Origin of the sequence: Pedobacter sp. PF22-3 (assembly GCF_026239555.1) — a bacterium.
In the GTDB taxonomy this organism is placed as follows: Bacteria; Bacteroidota; Bacteroidia; order Sphingobacteriales; family Sphingobacteriaceae; genus Pedobacter.
Genome location: NZ_JAPIVP010000004.1, coordinates 360056 through 380030 on the forward strand (window position 1 = coordinate 360056; position 19975 = coordinate 380030).

Below are 19975 nucleotides of genomic sequence, written 5' to 3' on the forward strand. Positions count from 1 at the left end.
GTGTTCGCTTTTATCGGGTTTAGGTGGGCCATACGTGCTACTATCCGCAGTAAATAAACCCGACAAAAATGGAAATACTTTTTGGAGCAACAACATTCATATTTGTGCAGCAGCTTTCTCAAAAAGATTGAAATGATGGCGGGACTACAGCACCAGTGAAACACGGCACGCTCATTTCCTGACCAAAAAAATATTTTGGTTTGAGGACAGCGCGAGGTTATATCATTAACCAAACCGCTTAACGCCAGCCGCTAACCGCTCTTCACTTTTACTTACTAAACCTTCTATTTAACAGCTCATAAAACTGATCAACAGTAGCCTGTTTATTGGCCCAGTTATTTTTGGCTGCATAATTATTTTGAAGGAAACTATCTGCAGCTTCAAAATTGCTCATTTTGTTAATGATATCAATTACTTCAGAATAGGCCAAATTATAACCGTTAAAAAGATCTTTAATAAAAAGCAACTTCTCATTCAAATTAATGGCCTGTTTTAAATCAGCAATCGGCGCTTTAACAGGTTCATCGGTTTTCCCATTTGTTTTGGCAAGCAAATCATTTAAACTTGGTGTGGGCTTAACCACTTCATGCTGCGGAGTTGGTTTTACAGGGACAGCCTCAGGTCTAAATAAAGGACGATCTTCTTCTACAGGTGGTGAAATAATCGGATCATCAAATTTAACATCTTTAAGTGCCTCAATCGGTTGGCTAGCAGTTGCAGGTTTGGGTTCCTCTACTTCGATGGCCACAACAGGCGCTTCTGCCTTAGCTAAAACAGGCTCCTCTTTTGAAATTACTTCAGGCGTTTCTTCTTCGTGCGGAATTAAAAATGGCTCCGGACCAATTTCATCTTCTTCAACAGATAAAGGCTCTTCCTGAATAGCTAAAGCGTCTTCTTTCTCATGAATGATCTTTTTACGAGCCAAAATTTCTGCTTCTTCCTTGCTTAGAGGACGATCAAAAATTTCTTCAACAGATCCATTGGCGATCGGATTTGCTTCATAATCAAACTGATCGCTTTCATGATGTGTATTCAGTACGAATTCGAAAGTATGGTCGTCCTGGTCGGGCTTAAAGAAATCCTTATTCAAAAGCGAAGCAGTCTTTTCCGCTTCAATCATTTCATCATCAAGCACTTCCTGCTCAGGTTTTACATCCACGCGTTCTTCCTCTTCCTGGGCCGTTGCCACTTCTTCCAGCTCCTGCGGATCAAAACACTCATCATCCTCTGCATAACTTTTTTCAGCTTCCGGCAATATAATGGTATTCTGTTCGGCCAATAACGTATGGTTTCCGGCTTCAGCTGGCTTATTTTCTATGGTGGCATTTAATTTTTTGATAATATTAACATGATCAGAAAGGAAATGGGCATTGGCCAGGAAAAGCTCCAGTTCCAATTCGTTTAATTGTTGAGGATTTTGAGCCAAAAATTGGTATTGCTCATTCAACTCTGTTAAAATACTGCCGATCTTTCTGAAAATATCTTGTTGGTTCATCATAAAATTAAAACGAAATTTAAGCCGATTTATGTTGGTAACTATGTGTTCAAAAATAACACATAATTTTCATATTTATTTTATCTCTGGTATTCCTCCAGGGGATGTTTCAATAACTTTAATAAAACATCTTATTTGCTAAAATAGGTCATTATATCTCACAAACCCAATAATACCTTTTATTGTTTGCTAATGATCAACCTTAATGATAAATAATTATATTTGACTTATGGGTATAATAGAAATATTACTTCTTTTAATTTCTATCGCTATCTTCTACGCTCTGGGCAGGTATGGAAGAGATACATGGTTTGGTTTTGGTGGTTCGGTATTATTGGGGATATTTACTACCCCCATTATTGCATTTATAATTATTTCTTTTTTCTTTAAAAAACATTAGTAAAATCTGATTCTAACTCCATCCAGAAGTATCTCAGATCTTCATACATCATTCCTTATTACAGAAACGAATAAAATTTCAAACTATCATGTTGGTAAATAAGTAGCCAAAAATCATGCATAATTCTCATATTTGTTTGGTTTAAAATTATAGAACCGACTAGAGGAAATAAAAAAACAGGCATGTTATTTAGCGAACAAAATTTTAGGAGAAGGGGCGAATTTTCAGGAAGTATAGAAGTAGTATGTGGCTCTATGTTTTCTGGTAAAACGGAGGAACTGATCAGAAGGCTAAAAAGAGCACAGATTGCTAAACTGAATGTAGAAATTTTTAAACCCCGTACCGACACGCGCTACCATGAAACTGCCGTGGTTTCGCACGATTTGAACTCTATAAATTCTACCCCTGTAGATAGCGCTTCGGCCATTTTATTACTGGGTACCAATACCCAGGTAGTGGGTATAGATGAGGCACAGTTTTTCGATAATGAATTGCCCGATGTTTGCAACAAACTGGCCCTTAAAGGCATACGCGTTATTGTTGCAGGCTTAGATATGGATTTTACAGGCAAACCTTTTGGCCCCATGCCTGCACTAATGGCCATTGCCGAACATGTGACCAAAGTAAATGCAGTTTGTGTTTGTTGTGGCAATCCTGCCCTGTACAGTTACCGCACAGTTGCTGATGAAGCTACCGTTTTATTGGGCGAAAAGGAAAGTTACGAGCCACGTTGCAGGGCTTGTTATAATCTCGACAAAGGATAAGCATATTAATTAATCTGTATCTTTAAACCATATTTGTATAGATATGGACAAACAAGCTCAACTGGAAGCATTTAGAAAGGGTATTGCCCAATTTGTAACGTTTAACGATGCAGAATGGGAAATCTTTACTCCATACCTTAGTTTTTCTAACTTGAGTAAAAAAGAACATTTCGCGGTTGAAGGAAAAGTGTGTGACTACATGTGTTTTATTACACGTGGCGCCGTTCGTTACTATCATATTAAAGATGGTCAGGAAATAACCGGCTACTTTAGCTTTGAAAATGAGTTGATGAGTGCTTATAAAAGTTTCCTGAAACGCACACCTAACACCAATTACATTCAGGCACTTGAAGAAACAGAACTGGTGATGATCTCACATCAAAATCTCCAGCAAATGTTAAATCATCCGCTACTGGCTTTAAAAATAGAGCGTTTTGGTCGTTTAATTGCCGAATATTACATCTGCTGTTATGAAGACCGTGTAACCGCCTTTATCACCCAGAGTCCTGAAGAGCGTTATGTTATACTCGAAAAAACGGCAAAAGATATTTTCCAGCGCATTCCACAACACTTTATTGCCAACTTTTTAGGCATTACGCCTGTTTCACTCTCCCGGATCCGTAAACGAACACTTTTGCAATAAAGAAGTTGACAACTTTCTAGCAAACAGACTATTAAAGTTGTCAACGCTGAATAATCTGAAATCCTTATCTTTTGTTAACGTTTTCAGGGTTGCATGCGGCATAACTTTGAATCAATCAAAAAACAAAGATATGCACACTATACTTGGCGCCGGCGGACCTATAGCCAACGCACTAACCACAGCATTAACCAACGCTAAAGAAACCATTAGGTTGGTTAGCCGAAAACCAATCACTACAAGCAATCCAAATGTAAGCTGGGTTAAAGCCGATTTATTGAATGAAGCTGAACTCTTCACTGCTGCCGAAGGTTCGAAAGTGATTTATCTGTGCGCGGGTTTGGTTTATGATATTAAAGTATGGCAACAACAGTGGCCGGTTATTATTCAAAACGTTATTAACTTAACTAAACGTACTGGGGCAAGGTTAATCTTTTTCGATAATGTTTATATGTATGGACTTGTAAATGGTCCAATGACAGAAGATACGCCTTACCATCCTTGTAGTTTGAAAGGAGAAGTAAGGGCAAAAATCGCTGAACAATTAATGAGCGAAGCTAAAATGGGACAAATTAACGTAACCATTGCCCGTGCTGCAGATTTTTACGGTGCAGATTCCATGAACAGTTTTTTTGATATGATGGTGCTAGACAAGTTTGCCAAAAAAGAAAAAGCGCAATGGATCGGAAACCCAGATACCTTACACAGTTTTACCTACATTGAAGATGCGGCAAAAGCTTTACTCCTGTTGGGAAAAACACCAGACTCTGGTAACCAGATCTGGCACCTGCCAACTTCAGCCCCTTTAAAAGGGAAAGCTTTTATCGAAATGGCTGCAAAGATTTATGAAACCAAACCTCAATATTTAACCATTAACAAATTGATGTTACGCCTGGTAGGTTTATTTAAAAAAGTAGTTGCCGGTACTGTAGAAATGTACTACCAGTATGATCACGATTATCACTTCGATTCTACCAAATTTGAAAAGGCCTTTAACTTTAAGCCTACAGCTTATCATGATGGGATTTTGAAACTCTCGAAAACGATGTATAAAAAACAGAATTAACGAGCGTAAGTGTAAATTATAAAGCTAACTGTCTATCTTTAGCGCAAATGATTCAAGATAATAAAAAGGATGGCAGTGTTAAAACTGTATCGATTTTAGGCTGTGGTTGGTTCGGCTTGGCTTTTGCCAAAAAACTGATCGAATTAAACTATACCGTTAAAGGTTCTACCACGCGTCAGGAGAAACTAGAAATCCTCCAGGCTGAGCAGATACAGCCATTTTTAGTCAATTTTACAGCAGAATCGATTGTGGCAGATACTACTTTTTTTGAGACTGATGCCCTGTTTATCTGTATTCCGCCAAAACGCAATTCGACTGAACTTCTTGATTATCCAAATAAGATAAATTCAATTTTGGCCGCAGCGAAAGATAAATCCAAACATGTGGTATTGATCAGTTCGACAAGTGTTTATGCAGATGAAAACAAAACAGTAAATGAAAACAGCGAAACCATTCCAGATACGGATTCGGGAAAGGTTGTTTTAGCAGCCGAAATGTTGTTTAAGGAACTCCTTCCTAAAAAAGGCACAATCATCCGTTTTGCAGGCTTAATTGGCCCAGACCGTAACCCTGGAAGATTTTTCGCCGGAAAAACAGACATTCCAAATGGTTTGGCTCCGGTAAACCTGATTCACCAAACGGATGCTGTAGGCGTTGCGGTAAAACTCCTGGAAAAACAGGCATTCGGCAGAACATACAATGCCTGCTCACCAAACCATCCTGCAAAAATGGATTTCTATGTTGAAGCGGCCAAAACCTCGGGTTTAGCCATTCCTGAATTTATTGCAGAAAAGAAAAACTGGAAAATTGTAGAGAGTTTAAATGTACCAGAATACCTTGATTATGAGTTTGAGGTAGGGATTTAATTTATTGCTTCGTCATTGCGAGAAGGCTTTTTCAGCCGACGAAGCAATCTTAATGCCCTGAGTAGTAAGATTGCTTCGTCGTTCCTCCTCGCAATGACGAATTTATTAACTTAACAGACCTAATAATTCTTTCTTCGTCAAGTTTTTAAACAAACTACCCTCTGTTTGAATCAGATCTTTTACCAGATCTTTTTTAGTCGCCTGAAGTTTCATGATTTTTTCTTCAATCGTGTCAGGGCAGATTAACCTAACAGCCATTACATTTTTACGTTGGCCAATTCTGTATGCCCTATCTATAGCCTGGTTTTCTACCGCAGGGTTCCACCATGGATCAACCAGGTAAACGTAATCGGCTTCTGTTAGATTCAACCCTGTACCACCGGCTTTTAAACTGATCAGAAAAACCGGAATGTCGGCATTCTCCTGAAATGAGGCAACTGCTTCGGCTCTTTTTCGTGTTTGCCCGGTGAGGTATTCATACCTGATTCCCTTGCTTTCCAATTGCTTTTTAATCAGATTGAGCATGGTTACAAACTGGGAAAAAACAAGAATTTTATGTTTACCCGCTTTGCTTTCGATCTGCTCCATTAATACATCAATTTTTGAGGAGGCCTGCACATAAGATTTTCCATCAGCCAGTAAGGCTGCCGAATTGCAAATCTGTCGTAAGGTGGTGATGCTTTTCAATACATGCATCGAACTCTTAGGCAGCTCATCCTCCTGTTTACCTAAAATATAATCCTGAATTTCCTTTTTGTTCGCTTCGTATACTTCGCGCTGCTCCACTCCCATTTCACAGTAAAGCACAATTTCAGTTTTATCAGGAAGCTCTTTTGCTACCTGTTCTTTGGTTCTGCGGAGAATAAACGGTCTTATCTTTTTCTGGAGTTCTTCTGCCCTTTTACTATCCTTAAACTGATCGATCGGGGTGGAATATAAATCGGCAAATTGTTGTTTACTGCCAAACAAACCCGGACAAGCAAATGACAGCTGACCATATAAATCAAAGGTATTGTTCTCAATTGGTGTTCCAGTCATTGCTACTTTATTCCGCGATTGTAGCATCCTAACTGCTTTATAACGCTGCGAATCTGGGTTCTTGATCAGCTGCGATTCATCTAAAAAGATATAGTTAAAGCGATAATCTTTTAAAAAACGGATATCAGAAAGCAAAGTTCCGTAAGAGGTTAGAATAATTTCGTAATCCTCGAAAGTATCAGTTGTTTTAGTCCGTTCGCCGGCATAAATGGTTTTTACTTTTATAGATGGTGCAAACTGCTCTACTTCTGCCTTCCAATTAAATATTAATGAGGCGGGCACCACCACCAGGTTGGTATTGTGTGTTACTTTTTCACGCTGTGATAAAATGAAAGCCAAAACCTGAATGGTTTTACCCAATCCCATATCATCGGCCAAACAAGCACCGAAATTAAAATCGTCTAAAAAGTTGAGCCAGTTTAAGCCATCTTTTTGGTAATGGCGTAAAGTTGCGGTTAAACCTTTTGGTACTTCTACTTCTTGAATAGCATCAGTAGCGTCAAATTTCTGCTTATACAGTTTTAATTCATTTTTTACATTACCATCCAGCAAAGCATCTTCATAAAGCTCGTTTATAGAAGCAAACTTAATTTTTGGTGTCAGAATGGCATCCTCAGTCACTTCGCCAGCATTAAAATAAGCCGCAAATTTTTCGATCCATTCATGAGGCAGTATGCCTTGGGTTCCGTCATCAAGTGTTACAAATTTACTTTTGTTCCTGATCGATTTATGAAGATGTTTTAGCGCCACCTGTTGTTTGCCAAACTTCACCTTTACTTTAGTTTCGAACCAATCTGTCCCGCTTAGTACCTCAATATTAATTTTAGCCTGAAACTCACTCAATTTATTGTTCTTGAGCTGGTTGAATCCTAAAATATGGATGCCTTTATTCCGCCATACTTCAAAAGTATCCAGGAACCAAGCTTCTTCCAGAAACCGTTTACGGTGCAGATAAAAAGAATCGTTGGTTTCCTGATCGTAGAAATATGGATGTTGTTTTAAAATGTTTCCAATAAACTGTAGCTCAGCCCCTTCATCACGATGCAAGGTAAAGAGATTGCCCAGTTTATCCTGTGCCTGGATCTGTTTTTTAGACAATACAGGAATTTCCAGGTTCCCATATCGCATTACCGGGGTAAGGAGAATATAATCTTCAGATTCTGAAAGATAAATTAATTGCTCGTTTTCGAGATCAAAACCTTTTTCTTCGATCTGGCTTTTGGTAGCAGGTTTTAAATAAGAATAATCAACACGGATACTGCCCTCTAATGGCACCAGAATAACCTTTTGAAATTCAGGGTATTTAGTTTTATGCAAGATTAATCTGTTACTCTGCTTTTTGAAAAATCCAATTACCCGCAGAAAATCGAGTCTGCCAATTAAATAAAGTTGATTGTGAAGTTTAACAAAATACTGGTGTACCAATACCAGGCTATCCAACTCGTATGATTTTCCTTCGATAATCAATCGGCCGGTAATTTCGTAATAATCATCGCGTTGATTTACCGAAAGATGTAAATCTACCTCCAACAAATGTGCATCAACCTGTTTAATGGTAGAAGCTTGAATGGCCGCCCCAGATTGCTTATCATCTTGCAAATAAAAGGGAATTTGCAGCGGATTTTTCACAACCGCTTTTAAGGCTTCAATTTCTGCCTCATTTTGATCTTGATTATAATGCTGTTGAAAAGTGGCAATGCCACTATAAAACTTTACCTGATCGTTATCATTGGTTTTAAACAGTAAATCAGCCGGATTAATTCCTTTGAGCGGATTTTTAACCTTACCATTTTTGGTGGTTTTGGCTTCGAATAATTCTACTGTTAAATGGTTATAATAGCGGTGCTGCCCAAAAACCAGGATCATTTGACCTGTATCGTTTTCGATTGGCACTTTTGTTTTGGATTGATTTGCCGGCAATAAAAGTTCCTGTAAATTTTGCTGGGCTTCTTTGTTGAATGGCTGGAGGGCATCCATTTTCGGCCGGATTGCAACCTGTCCGTTTTCGTAACGGAGATTGAACAGCAGATCGAGATGCGCTTCTTTTTCCAATCCGTAATCAATTGCAATTTTGGCAAGCTTTTGTTGCCGCAGGTTACTATCGAAAAAAATGAGCAGATCCTGGCGCTGAAGGATATTGTACAAAACCCTTGCCTGGTGTTCACATAGTTTATGTTTTGGTGTAGCACAACGGCAGGAGAGTTTTACGGAGTTTTCATTTTGCTGCACCTGAACGATTGGAAAAGGCAATCCGGAAGCTTCATCGCTAAAAGCTGCAAAATCGATCTCAATTTGTTCCGGAAAGAGCTGATAAAAACCCTTAACATCCGTATGGATCAATCCGCTTAAATGTTTAAGGATAACAATCTGGCTTAGATCTTTCAGGTTAAAATCCTTTAAAATATAATCGTAAGGATTTTGTTCTGATACTGTATACGCCGTTACCTGTTCACTCATTTAAACTGAAATAGTTGAATGATAAAAGTAATCATTAATAAGTTTTAGCTAAAACTCCATTTTGGTTTTTTATACACAATTTAATTGATATGGACGGGAAGTTTTTTTTTACCGGGTACGACAGATGTTATCATGTGAGCAACAGGTCTACCCTATGCTTCAGTTCGCAATGGCGATTTAAGGCATTGGAATTGCAGAAATTCGCTGCACAATATCTTCAATTACATCAGCAGATTTTAAAATTTTATAATGTCCGACTTCTTCAAATGATTTGGCACTTATTGCAGGATTTTTAGCTAAAAATTCTTTTAGAAATGGATATGGAGAAATGTGATCGGCAGGATCATAAGCTAGAAAATGATCCAGATCGGGACCTAATTGATAAAGTTCAGTGAGGTTAAAATGATCGGCAGGAACAGGAAATTCATGGGCAAAGTTGCTGAAAAATACATCCTGATCTTTAACTCCGATACTTACAGAACCTAAACTCTGTTCAAAGTTCTCTTTCAGCCTGATTAATGGTGCAATGCTAATGAGCAGATGAGGCTTTAAACCAAGTGCCTGTAATGCAATTACATTGGCCATACCACCGAGTGAGTGTCCGATCAGGACATCAGGTTGTACATAGTTCAAGGCAATCGATTTTACCGAATCAGCATATAACATCAGGTTAGAAAATTCGGAGATCGAACTTCCATTACCAGGTGCATCAAAAGCAATAATCTCCAAATCTTCAATTTTCTGGAGTTCAATAATCAGCTCATAAAAATCTAAAGCTTTTGAGGCCCAGCCATGTGTAAGCAACACTTTTCGTTTTCCATTCCCCCAGCTAAAACAATTAATGCTTACATCGGCTTTGGTAAAATAGGTATCATAAACCTGAAGGCTAAACTGTTTAGAAACCGCAACAAGCTGTTCCTGATGTAAGCGTAAAGGCATTTTGGGCGAATAAAAAATAAATTCGCGCATTAGTGCTGCATCGGGTGTTGACTGTGTTAATTTAAGCGCATTAACAATCTGTTTTAGCCTTTTCAATTCTAGCCTGCTTATAGTTAAACCAAATGCGACTTTAAATCAGCCGGCGAATAGTTGATCGATTTTAAAGTCTTATCGTCAGACTTTCTGAACACTAAAAACAGTCCGTCTATTTCTTTGTAGTAAGATTCGGTTCCGTCTTTTTCTAAATAAAACCGGATGGTTTGTTCGGCTTCTTCTACCGTTTTACAGGCTTTGCTCATGTTAGAGCGGTGAACTTCATCAAATAAAGTTTTAAATTTTTCACCCAGGCCAAACTCGTGGATGGCACCGGCCAAAACATATTGTAAATCGCAAAGGGCATCAGCAACTTCTACAAGGTCGTCATTTTCTACGGCTTCCTGCAATTCTTTCAACTCTTCTGCTAAAAGCGAAATACGCAGATTGGCACGCTGTTTTGAAGGAATTACCGGACTTTCCAGAATCGGATGTTTAAAGGTAGTGTGAAATTCTGCAACCTGGTTTAGCGAATTTGTTTCTTGCATGGTGGTATTTAATCTTGATGCAGCAAACTTAAAAAAAACGGAAGAGATATTGGGGAGAATTTATGCACAGATTGTTTAATCGGTTAATTGTTCAAATTGGTTAACTGAAAATCGCAAACTGAAAACTGAATAGATTGTTGAATCGGTTAATTGGTTAATTGAAAACTGCAAATTGAAAACTGAAGAAATCGATTAATTATTCTTCTTCCCTTCCCTCACTACCTTAAAAAATTCTTCTTTATAGGTTTCGCCAATGGGGATGGATTGATCGCCAATATAAACCGTATTTCCATCGATCATTTTAATCTTTTCGAGAGAAATGATATACGATTTATGGACACGGTAAAAAGGTGGCTGAGGCAGTTCCGATTCCAGCTCACGCAATGCCTGGTAGGTCACAATTCTTTGGTTGGCTGTATAAACCGAAACATAGTTTTTCAAGCCTTCTATATAAAGAATATCTTCATAATCAACCTTGATAAACTTGTTTTTGGTATCGCCTTTAATGAAAATAAAATCGTTTACCTGTGCTACAGGCTGTACAACAACTTCTTTTTGAATGGGCACTACTGGCATTAAAATCTGTTGCGCTTTTGTAGCTGCCTTATAAAAACGCTCGTAGGAGATCGGTTTTAGTAAGTAATCCACCACATCAAGATCAAAACCTTCTAAAGCGTATTCGGGGTAGGCAGTAGTCAGTATCACCTTGCATTTACCGCCACAGATTTTCAAAAACTGGATCCCCGTTAATTCAGGCATTTGTATATCTAAAAAAACAAGATCTACCTTACCTTCCTGAACCAGGTTAAGTGCTTCAAAAGCGTTGGTAGTGGTTCCAACCAAATCTAAAAATGGGGTTTTATTGATAAAGGCAGCAATAATATCTGAGGCATAAGACTCATCATCAACGGCAAGGCAACGGATCATAGGTGACGGTTATGGGTTAACGTTTAGGGGTTAGCGTTTGGCGAACTAAAATATTTCAATGATACAAATTATCCATCAGAGATTTAAAATCAAAGTACTTTTATAGGTATTACCATTGTTGGAAATTAATAACTCATGTTTTTCAGGGTAGATCAGTTCTAACCTTCGGTGGATATTCACCATACCCACACCGCTTGAGTGGTCTTTCTGTGCATGGCTGATCTTGTTGCTCACCTCGAAACTTAATCTTTTATGCTGCACTTTAAGTTTAATACGCACTGGCTGAGTTTCATCATTTACTACACCATGTTTAAAAGCATTTTCAACAAATGGGATCAATACCAGCGAAGCTATTTTTTGATCAGCAATTCCCTCTGTAACAAAATCGACATAAAACTTGGGTTCAAAACGCATTTTAAAAAGCGCTACATAACTCTCTAAATATTCCACTTCCTTGCTCAGACTTACTTTACCATCGGGGCTATCGTTCAAGGTATAACGCATCAGGTCTGACAAACGCAAAACAGCATTGGCCAACTGATCTGAAACAGGAATAGCCAGCGAATAAACATAGTTTAAAGTATTATACAGGAAGTGTGGATTGATCTGCGATTTTAAAAATGAAAGTTCGGCCTTAACCACTTCTTCCTTAAGTTTACGGTTAGCCTGTTCTGATTTAAAGCTCTGTTCAATTCCATATGCCGCAGCTGGCACCACAATAAAAGCTAAACTCCAATAAATATTATCAGATATATAGTTCCATGCCGTTACGCCATCATCATAATTATGAAAACCAAACCATTTTCGATAGAGGATCTCTTCTATTAAATACCGAAGTGATGTAAAAACGGCCATGGTAAATAAAATACCGCCTATTAACTGGGGTAATTTGTTTCTTTTCAAAAATCTTGGATATACCCATGCATAACAGATATAGAATTCTATCACCTGTATAAAATTCATAGAAATGCTAAAAGCAGATTGTCTGAAGGTTGTGCCATCAATTAAATGACCGCCATAAAAATAGCCCAAAACAAGCAACCAGCCAAGAACATGAATAAAAATGATTTTTATTGTTTTCATAGTCCAAAACTAGACAAAGCTTTTTTCAATGCCTATTTTCTTATTCCAAACGGGCAAATAATTATCCCAACCGCTACATTTTAAGGATGAACGCCAATTACGCGCTAAAAATGGATTGGGATAATATTTTAAAGGGTTGGGATTATATAATTTTTAGGGTACCGGAACCTCTTCATCTTTGAATCGTCAATATTAAAAACCAACACGATGATGAATCCTTTATTTAAATCCATTCTTTTTGCCCTACTTATTTTTAATTTTCAAACTACTCTTGCTCAAAACATCAAGGTATCAGGAACCATTACCGACAAAAGAAACAAATCACTTGATTATGCATCAGTAGCATTAATCCACTTACCTGATTCGGCTTCAGTTGCGTTACAGGTTACCAACCAACAAGGTTTATACGAATTCAGCAATATTAAACCTGGCCAGTATCTTATTAAGGCTTTAATGATGGGTTATGGCAAAAACCAGTCTGCACCATTTGAAGTAAAAGATATGGCCGTAAAAGTTCCATTAATTATACTGGCAGATCAGGCTCAAAACCTGAAAGATATAAATATCGTATCGAAAATGCCTGTGATAGACCAAAAGGCAGACCGTGTGATTGTAAATGTAGAACAGATGAATACCGCAGGTGATAATGCACTGGAAGTAATCAGCAGATCGCCAGGCGTAAAACTGGATAAAGACGATAATATTGTACTTAAAGGTAAAAAGGGAATTAATGTAATGATTGATGGTAAGATGAGCTATATGACGGGGCTGGAGTTAACCACTTACTTAAAGTCGCTGCCCGGATCTGTATTAAGCAAAATAGAATTGATTTCTAACCCACCATCTTCTTTTGATGCCGCTGGCACAGCAGGGATCATCAACATTAAACTTAAACGAAATAAAATGCAGGGATTTAACGGAAACATGAATATGGGTGGTGGTTATGGCCGTTATGGAAAAGTTTACGCAGGTACCAACCTGAATTACAATATCGGTAAGGTGAGTACTTATGTACGTTTAGACGCCGGACATTTCAATTCATACAACAGGTTAACATTAAACAGAACCATTGGGGATGAGCAGTATAACCAGCTTAATTTCTGGCACCCGATAACCAACAGCTTAAATTATTCTACCGGCGCCGATTATTTTATCAACGAGAAACATACCTTAGGGGTAATGGTAAAAGGCTTTACCGCTCCTGAAGAAACAAAGGTAAACAGTAATTCAGTAAATTATAACGCGGCCGGCATAAAAATGGGCGGAACATCAATGTTTAATCCACAAAGCAATACTGAAAAAAACCATGCCCTTAACCTCAACTACCGTTTTAAAACGGATACGCTGGGCGGAGAATTGGGTTTTGATGCAGATTATGTTCAATACGATAATAGCAAAAATGAAACTTTTACTAATAATTACCTTGATGCAAACGATCAGTTGATCGGGAATCCTATCGATTTACGCAATAAAGGGATGGGCAATGTTTCTATCTATTCTATTAAGGCTGATTATAGCTTAAATTTTTCAAAAACATTAAAAATGGAAACCGGCTGGAAAAGCAGCTGGGTAAATTCGCAGAGCGATGTACGTTTCGACTCTTTAAAAACAGCAGGTTGGGTTAACGATCCCGGCAGAACCAATGCTTTTTTATACAACGAAAATATTAATGCAGGTTATCTTTCCCTCGATCAAAGTTTTAAAAATATACAAATTAAAGCGGGTTTACGCGCAGAACAAACTTTAGGTAATGGCAGCTCATCAGGCACGAACACTTTAATTGACCGCAAATACTGGAAGCTTTTTCCTACGCTTTTTGTTTCCATAAAACTCGATTCGAACAACCTCATCACAGCTGCATACCGCAAGAGTATTAACAGGCCATCTTACAGCAGCTTAAATCCATTTACCTTTTATTCCGATCCATATACTGCACTACAAGGCAACCCGTTGCTACAGCCATCCTACGCCAATAGCTTCGAATTTAATTACTCAATTAAAAACTTCAGGGTGCTTACTTTAAGTTATTCGGTTAACAATGGTTCGATATCGGAAGTGGTTTATCAGAACAATATTACAAAAGAAAGTATTTCCAGACCTGAAAACCTAAACCGCACCACAAACTTTTACATGGCCACGGGAAGTCCTTTTGATGTAACCAAATGGTGGAATAACAGTACCGAAGTTTCAGCAGGATTTAACCGGACACAATCAGCTGTACAGGGAAGCGGTTTCAATGCTTTCTCCTGGAATTGGTCAGTAGTTATGGATAATACCATTACTTTGCCTAAAAACTATAGTTTATCAGCTTATGCCTTTTACGATTCGCCATCCGTTAACGGCCTTTTTCGAAGCTTAGAAAGTTATCAGCTCAATATTGGGGCTAAAAAATCATTTTGGAACAAAAATGCCACACTGGCACTAAAAGTTAACGATATTTTTAATACGAGTAAATTTAGGGCCAACCTGGAATACAATAACATTAAAACCTACTGGCAAAACGAATGGGAAAGTCGCAGGGTAAACCTAAGTTTCACCTATAAATTCGGGAATATGAAAATCAAAACCGCCCGTAAAAGACAAACCGGAACAAGCGATGAAGAAAACAGGGTAGGCAAAAATTAAGCATGATGGTAAAATAAAAAATCGGTTAACTGAGTTTGATTTCTACAGTTAACCGATTGACCGGTTTCGACAATTAAACCAGCTATAAAACCAGTAGCATCCAAATATTACAGGCATAGTGACCAGAATTTCCCAGCGGACCTGCAAGTTTTTTAAATCCAGCCTTTTCGTACATGGTAATGGCTTTGGCAAGTTCCGGAAAAGATTCCAGGTAAATTTCATTATAACCAAATTGCTGCGCAGATTCTATACTTTTTTCCATCAGCATTTTGCCAATGCCTTTGCCACGCGAAGCTGGAAGGGCATAAAATTTAACGAGTTCAACACAACCCTCTGGCAAGCCCGCGGTTGGGTAAATACCACAGCCGCCAATAATAACCCCGTCTTCTTCGGCCAACCAATAAGCAGATTTAGGATGCTCAAAAAGTGTTGACAAATCGTCGGTTGTGGGGTCGGTATAAACAGTACCTGGCTTGTCTACTTTAAATTCTCTTAAAACCGTTCTGATCATGGAAGCAGCAGCAATATTGTCTGCCGGAGTTATCTTTCTAAGGGTTATGGCCATATCTTATCATTTTATGCAAAATTAAAAAACGACCGATTGTTTTAAAATAAATGCAAACAAAATACAATCAAATTCCATTATAAATATTAAAAAAGATTTATACCATGGAAAACGAAGAAAACAAAAAAGAGACAATACCGGGCAACGATCATCCAAAACCAACAGATGATGTACAGCTGGAAATAGAAACTGTAACGCCGTCTACAGAAAAGGAAACAGCTCAACCAGGAGAGGCCACAGAAAAAACGGGAGAAGCTGCAGATCAGGAAAAAGCTCATTCTAACGATCAGGTTGAAAAAGCAGATAAGACGGAAAAACCAGCTGAAGAAAGTAAAACTGATGACAATGATAAACGGAACAATATTGAAACCGCTACACCTAGTGCCTAGGTTAATTTTGGTTAAACGCATATTGCAGCTGAAATAGTTTTAGTATTTTGGCGTTATGAATGATATGAAAAAGAAACTATTGCTTTTTTTGTTTACCATCAGCATTTTTGGCTGTGGAATAAACAGGCAGGCACAGCAGATAAAAGCGCTGGAAGACTGCACCTATAAGATTACCGGAGTAAAACAGATATCGATTGCAGGCACTGATGTTAAAACATTAATGGATCAGCAAAGCTTTAGTTTAACGAGCTTGCCCGGTGTGGCGTTAGGCTTGTTAAGAAAAGACATCCCTTTAAAAGCAAACCTGAATTTAGAAATAACCAATCCATCGAGTAATTTAGCAGCGATAAACCAGTTCGAATATAAAATATTGGTTAATAATACTGATCTGGCAGAAGGCATTGTTAATCAGAATGTGAGCATTGCGCAAGGTCAAACTGTTACTGTTCCCGTACAGTTGATGAGCAATATTTACGGGTTGATATCTAATGGGAATGTTTTTAACGATATTATCAAGGCGGCTCAAAAAGGATCATCCTCGAAAGATGAAAAATTAGGTTTATTAACCATTAAAATAAGGCCAACCTTTATGCTTGGCAGTACACCTGTTAAATATCCGGGTTACATTACCATTAATAAAGATATCAGCAGTAAAATATTACTATAAATACCATCATAAACAAAAAATGCCCGCTTAACTAAATATGTTAAACGGGCATTTTTATGAGCATTTCATTAAAATTTCTTATGAGGAGTCATAACCATTCCTTTAAAGCCATTTGCATCTAGCTTTTCGTCGAGCTCCCTTAATTGAGCTATAGATAATTTTGGCACTGCTGTGGTTGTTGTACTCAAACTGGATGTTTTTTTCGCCGAAGTTACAAAATTACCATTCTTGGCATAAGTCAATGCGTAATTCAACAAGGTTTCGGTTTCATCGCCCCATGCTTTACTTAAATCCTCTGGCGATTCTTTATCAACCGTAAGGCCAGAATAATAGCCGCCAACACCAAGTTTGTTTTTGGTTTCAAACTCTGGAATATACATATCCACCTTATCTATTCTGATCGGAAAGAAACCCACAGGTTTACCATATGTTGTTCTCCCAATTAGCTTTACATCCATTACCGGTTTTAAGCTGTTAATAGTGAGCTCGCTCGCAGATGCAGTAGATCCCGTTACGATAAAATAAACCCTGTTTAATGTTAAACCGCCAGTTTTTGCAAACTTTTCTACATTATCGGCTGCTGTAGCCGAATAATTTAAATCTGCATAAGTAGCGTACTTTCCGTTTACACCTGTTGTAAAAGTCTGTAATTTACCTGCATCATCCAAGAGCGGTTGGTGTGCCAAAACAGAGGTTTTTCGCTGGGCAGTAGTAATGGTTTGCAGGTAGTTATTGTAATAAGAAGTAAACATTGTATTACCGTTTTCGCCTGCCGGGGCCATCAGATTGATCATTTCGATAGCTGTTGAAACATAGCCCCCACCATTATAGCGTAAATCAACAACCACTTCACTCACGCCCTGCGTTGCAAAATTAGAAAAAACTGCACTTATTGCAGAAGAAGCATTATTGGTAAAACTATTAAATACAATATAACCTACTTTCTTTGTGCCGACTGTATAAACGTTTGTAAACAATATTGGATTAACCGTATATATCCCGCTTGAAATAACGGCTGATTTCGGGTTACCAGCAACATCATTAAAAGCTAAAGTAACCGTCGCATTGTTACCAAAAATAGCGTTATTTAAAAAATTAACCGCACCCGGATAGGTCAGATCGGTTCTTCCGTTCACACTCGTTATCCTACAACCACGTGTTAAACCCTGCAATGCTGCTGGCGAGTTTGGATAAACGTATTTTACCATGAGATCTGTGGTACTATTGTAATTGTACTGAACAGAAAAACCGTAATCATTTGCAGAACCGTTTACATCTGCTTTAAGCGATCCTGTTTTTCCTGTAGTAGCTGCCGTGTAGTCGAAAAACGAATATTTAGGCTCACCAGACGTACTTACATATTCATAGGGCTTTCCGGTTGCAGGATCTAAGGAATATTGTGTCATGGCATAAAGTTCAGCCTCATTCGAACTAAATCTCCGCGGATTAAACACATCATAAGTAGGCAGCGAAGTATTCCAATAATAAAGTTCCTTTCCGTATAAGAAAATAGAATCTTTAGTCAATTCATCCCGAGTTCCACTAGGTGTTGTTACAACAGGAGGGACTTCGGTCTCGGGTTCAGTACTGCTCTTTTTGCAGCCGCTAATTGCTCCGAAGCTTAAAAAACCTAGTATTACCAGGTAAAGGAATTTCTTATTTCTCATAGAAATTATTGTAGTATAATTTTCAATATACGTATTAGGCAATGTTAAGGTTGTTACAAAACAAAGTTTTATCTATCCAAAACTCAATCCCGTTCAAAATATTGTATGCCTATACCCGCACAATGAGTTAAGTAAATCTACCAATTAAATTCTTTTCACTGTAATATTTATTAAATTTCAAGAGATATTTTAAAAGGCGTACAGATATTAACCTTTATGCCCCCATAAATTGTCGCCTTTACACCACTTCAATTTATCAGATCATTCGCAAATTTGCGATAACAATTTAATAATCAATAACATTAAAATATAATTCCTAATTAAGGTTTAGTAAAAACCAATGACAACCTAAATTATACCTCATGGAAAAAATTAAATTTAAAACCACAATTAACGCTTCAAAAGAGAAAGTTTGGGATGTGCTTTTTGGTGTTGACAGTTACCCAAAATGGACTGCTGTATTTGCTGAAGGATCGCAGGTAGAAACCGACTGGAAAAAAGGAAGCAGGGCAATTTTTGGTGATGGCAAAGGAAATGGCATGCTTGCGGTAATCCATGAAAATATACCCTACCAATACCTGTCCATTAAACATATCGGCGAAATAAAAGATGGGGAAGAAACGTTGCACAACTGGGGCGAATCTTTCGAAAACTACACCTTAAACGAAAAAGAAGGTCAAACCGAACTATTGATCGATATGGACATCATTAAAGAATGGACCGAATATTTTAAAGAAACATGGCCAAAAGCTTTAGTTAAAGTTAAAGAAATAGCCGAAAGATAAGACTTAAAGAAATATATAAAACCAAAAAAGCCTTTCATTACTGAAAGGCTTTTGGAAGTGGTGCCACCTGGATTCGAACCAGGGACACAAGGATTTTCAGTCCTTTGCTCTACCGACTGAGCTATGGCACCCCCTTTTGGGATTGCAAATGTAGTATTCTTTTTTCCAATTCCAAAAAAGGATTTCAATTTTTTTCATCAAAACAAGACTTTAAAGCTTCATCTTTTTGATAAGCAAGAAGATGCAATGAAAAAATATTTTTATTTCACATCACGCACTCAACCGATTTAGATGATCAAAAATAACATTCACTATAAATGGTCATTTATATTCGTCAGAAAAACATACTCCAAGCCATCTATATCGTCCATTACTTCACTAATCTTTTTAAATCCTAAGCTAGAAACAAGTTTAAGCGAATCTTTATTTTGCGGCGAAACACTGGCTATAAAATTTTCAACACCAAAGTTTATGTTAGCCCAGTTTATTACAGCTGTAGCAGCTTCTGTTGCATAACCGCTTTTCCTGTAGTCTTTAATAATGCGATAGCCTAATTCAACCGCATTTGTAGCATATTCTTTTAAATATTCGGGATTAGGCTTACTATGAAACCTCACCAATCCTATCATTTTATTTTCGTCTGCTAATATAATTGCCCTTGCCGACCATGGCAAATAATCTGAATCTTCAAATTGCTTTGAGCCATATTGCCAACTACCTGAATGAGCGAACATTTCTACAGTAATTTTAGCTTCCAGTAAAAGCGTTGCCCCTTCTAAATCATTTTCCAGGAAATTGGATATCATTTCCTTATTCATTAAACGAAGTATTAGCCTCGGGGTTATAATATCATCTGTAGGTTTCTGCATAACGCAAAAATGCTAAAATACTTAACATTTATGGGGATATAAAATGTTTATGCCTCAGAGAATCAAAAGAAAACGTCATGCGAATCTAAAGGTATAGCATAAACTTAGATTGAGATTAGACAACTTATGCAACAACAAATATGAATATTATG

The 19975-nt window shown here is 37.7% G+C and carries 17 protein-coding genes and 1 tRNA gene; 8 read left to right on the forward strand and 10 right to left on the reverse strand.

Features of this window, described 5'->3' with window-relative positions:
* Nucleotides 1–268: 268 nt before the first annotated feature.
* Entirely contained in the window at nucleotides 269–1498 is a 1230-nt protein-coding gene (locus OQX63_RS08195) for a hypothetical protein (protein WP_265850394.1), read from the reverse strand.
* A gap of 579 nt (nucleotides 1499–2077) precedes the next feature.
* On the opposite strand from OQX63_RS08195, the gene OQX63_RS08200 reads away from it, so the two are divergent.
* From OQX63_RS08200 to OQX63_RS08215, 4 genes are all read left to right on the forward strand, one after another.
* Nucleotides 2078–2659 (forward strand): thymidine kinase, encoded by a 582-nt coding sequence (locus OQX63_RS08200; RefSeq protein WP_265850395.1) that lies wholly within the window; start codon nucleotides 2078–2080, stop codon nucleotides 2657–2659.
* A 43-nt stretch (nucleotides 2660–2702) separates the two neighbouring features.
* Complete coding sequence (locus tag OQX63_RS08205) at nucleotides 2703–3302, forward strand: Crp/Fnr family transcriptional regulator (RefSeq protein WP_265850396.1); 600 nt, start codon at nucleotides 2703–2705, stop codon at nucleotides 3300–3302.
* 130 nt (nucleotides 3303–3432) lie between these two features.
* Nucleotides 3433–4365: an NAD-dependent epimerase/dehydratase family protein gene (locus tag OQX63_RS08210; RefSeq protein WP_265850397.1), complete on the forward strand. Its 933-nt coding sequence runs from the start codon at nucleotides 3433–3435 to the stop codon at nucleotides 4363–4365.
* A gap of 47 nt (nucleotides 4366–4412) precedes the next feature.
* The gene (locus OQX63_RS08215) at nucleotides 4413–5231 is read left to right on the forward strand and encodes an SDR family NAD(P)-dependent oxidoreductase (protein ID WP_265850398.1); all 819 of its coding nucleotides are present in this window, start codon (nucleotides 4413–4415) and stop codon (nucleotides 5229–5231) included.
* 105 nt (nucleotides 5232–5336) lie between these two features.
* Here OQX63_RS08215 and OQX63_RS08220 read toward each other — a convergent pair whose 3' ends face one another.
* The 5 genes from OQX63_RS08220 to OQX63_RS08240 form a co-directional block, all read right to left on the reverse strand.
* Nucleotides 5337–8726, reverse strand: a complete 3390-nt coding sequence (locus OQX63_RS08220) for a DEAD/DEAH box helicase (protein ID WP_265850399.1) — start codon at nucleotides 8724–8726, stop codon at nucleotides 5337–5339.
* A 177-nt stretch (nucleotides 8727–8903) separates the two neighbouring features.
* A complete protein-coding gene (locus tag OQX63_RS08225; RefSeq protein WP_265850400.1) occupies nucleotides 8904–9761 on the reverse strand; it encodes an alpha/beta fold hydrolase in 858 nt (285 codons plus the stop codon).
* 17 nt (nucleotides 9762–9778) lie between these two features.
* On the reverse strand, nucleotides 9779–10246 hold the full coding sequence (locus OQX63_RS08230; protein ID WP_265850401.1) for a nucleoside triphosphate pyrophosphohydrolase family protein: 468 nt from the start codon (nucleotides 10244–10246) through the stop codon (nucleotides 9779–9781).
* A gap of 192 nt (nucleotides 10247–10438) precedes the next feature.
* Entirely contained in the window at nucleotides 10439–11173 is a 735-nt protein-coding gene (locus OQX63_RS08235) for a LytR/AlgR family response regulator transcription factor (RefSeq protein ID WP_265850402.1), read from the reverse strand.
* Between the two features lie 75 nt (nucleotides 11174–11248).
* Nucleotides 11249–12256, reverse strand: a complete 1008-nt coding sequence (locus tag OQX63_RS08240; protein ID WP_265850403.1) for a sensor histidine kinase — start codon at nucleotides 12254–12256, stop codon at nucleotides 11249–11251.
* A 207-nt stretch (nucleotides 12257–12463) separates the two neighbouring features.
* On the opposite strand from OQX63_RS08240, the gene OQX63_RS08245 reads away from it, so the two are divergent.
* Entirely contained in the window at nucleotides 12464–14881 is a 2418-nt protein-coding gene (locus OQX63_RS08245; RefSeq protein ID WP_265850404.1) for an outer membrane beta-barrel family protein, read from the forward strand.
* Nucleotides 14882–14963: 82 nt separating this feature from the next.
* On the opposite strand, the gene OQX63_RS08250 is transcribed toward OQX63_RS08245, so the two are convergent.
* Nucleotides 14964–15446, reverse strand: a complete 483-nt coding sequence (locus OQX63_RS08250) for a GNAT family N-acetyltransferase (RefSeq protein ID WP_265850405.1) — start codon at nucleotides 15444–15446, stop codon at nucleotides 14964–14966.
* Nucleotides 15447–15550: 104 nt separating this feature from the next.
* Here OQX63_RS08250 and OQX63_RS08255 point away from each other — a divergent pair, with 104 nt between their 5' ends.
* Nucleotides 15551–15835, forward strand: coding sequence for a hypothetical protein (locus tag OQX63_RS08255; protein ID WP_265850406.1), 285 nt, complete (start codon nucleotides 15551–15553; stop codon nucleotides 15833–15835).
* 64 nt (nucleotides 15836–15899) lie between these two features.
* Nucleotides 15900–16502: a hypothetical protein gene (locus OQX63_RS08260; protein WP_265850407.1), complete on the forward strand. Its 603-nt coding sequence runs from the start codon at nucleotides 15900–15902 to the stop codon at nucleotides 16500–16502.
* Between the two features lie 68 nt (nucleotides 16503–16570).
* Here OQX63_RS08260 and OQX63_RS08265 read toward each other — a convergent pair whose 3' ends face one another.
* On the reverse strand, nucleotides 16571–18169 hold the full coding sequence (locus OQX63_RS08265) for a S41 family peptidase (protein WP_265850408.1): 1599 nt from the start codon (nucleotides 18167–18169) through the stop codon (nucleotides 16571–16573).
* Nucleotides 18170–18531: 362 nt separating this feature from the next.
* Here OQX63_RS08265 and OQX63_RS08270 point away from each other — a divergent pair, with 362 nt between their 5' ends.
* Entirely contained in the window at nucleotides 18532–18954 is a 423-nt protein-coding gene (locus tag OQX63_RS08270; protein ID WP_265850409.1) for an SRPBCC domain-containing protein, read from the forward strand.
* Between the two features lie 58 nt (nucleotides 18955–19012).
* Here the strand turns inward: OQX63_RS08270 and OQX63_RS08275 are convergent.
* Together OQX63_RS08275 and OQX63_RS08280 are read right to left on the reverse strand one after the other, a co-directional pair.
* A tRNA-Phe gene (locus OQX63_RS08275) sits at nucleotides 19013–19085 on the reverse strand.
* Nucleotides 19086–19265: 180 nt separating this feature from the next.
* Nucleotides 19266–19772 (reverse strand): GNAT family N-acetyltransferase, encoded by a 507-nt coding sequence (locus OQX63_RS08280; protein WP_265850410.1) that lies wholly within the window; start codon nucleotides 19770–19772, stop codon nucleotides 19266–19268.
* Nucleotides 19773–19975: the final 203 nt, after the last annotated feature.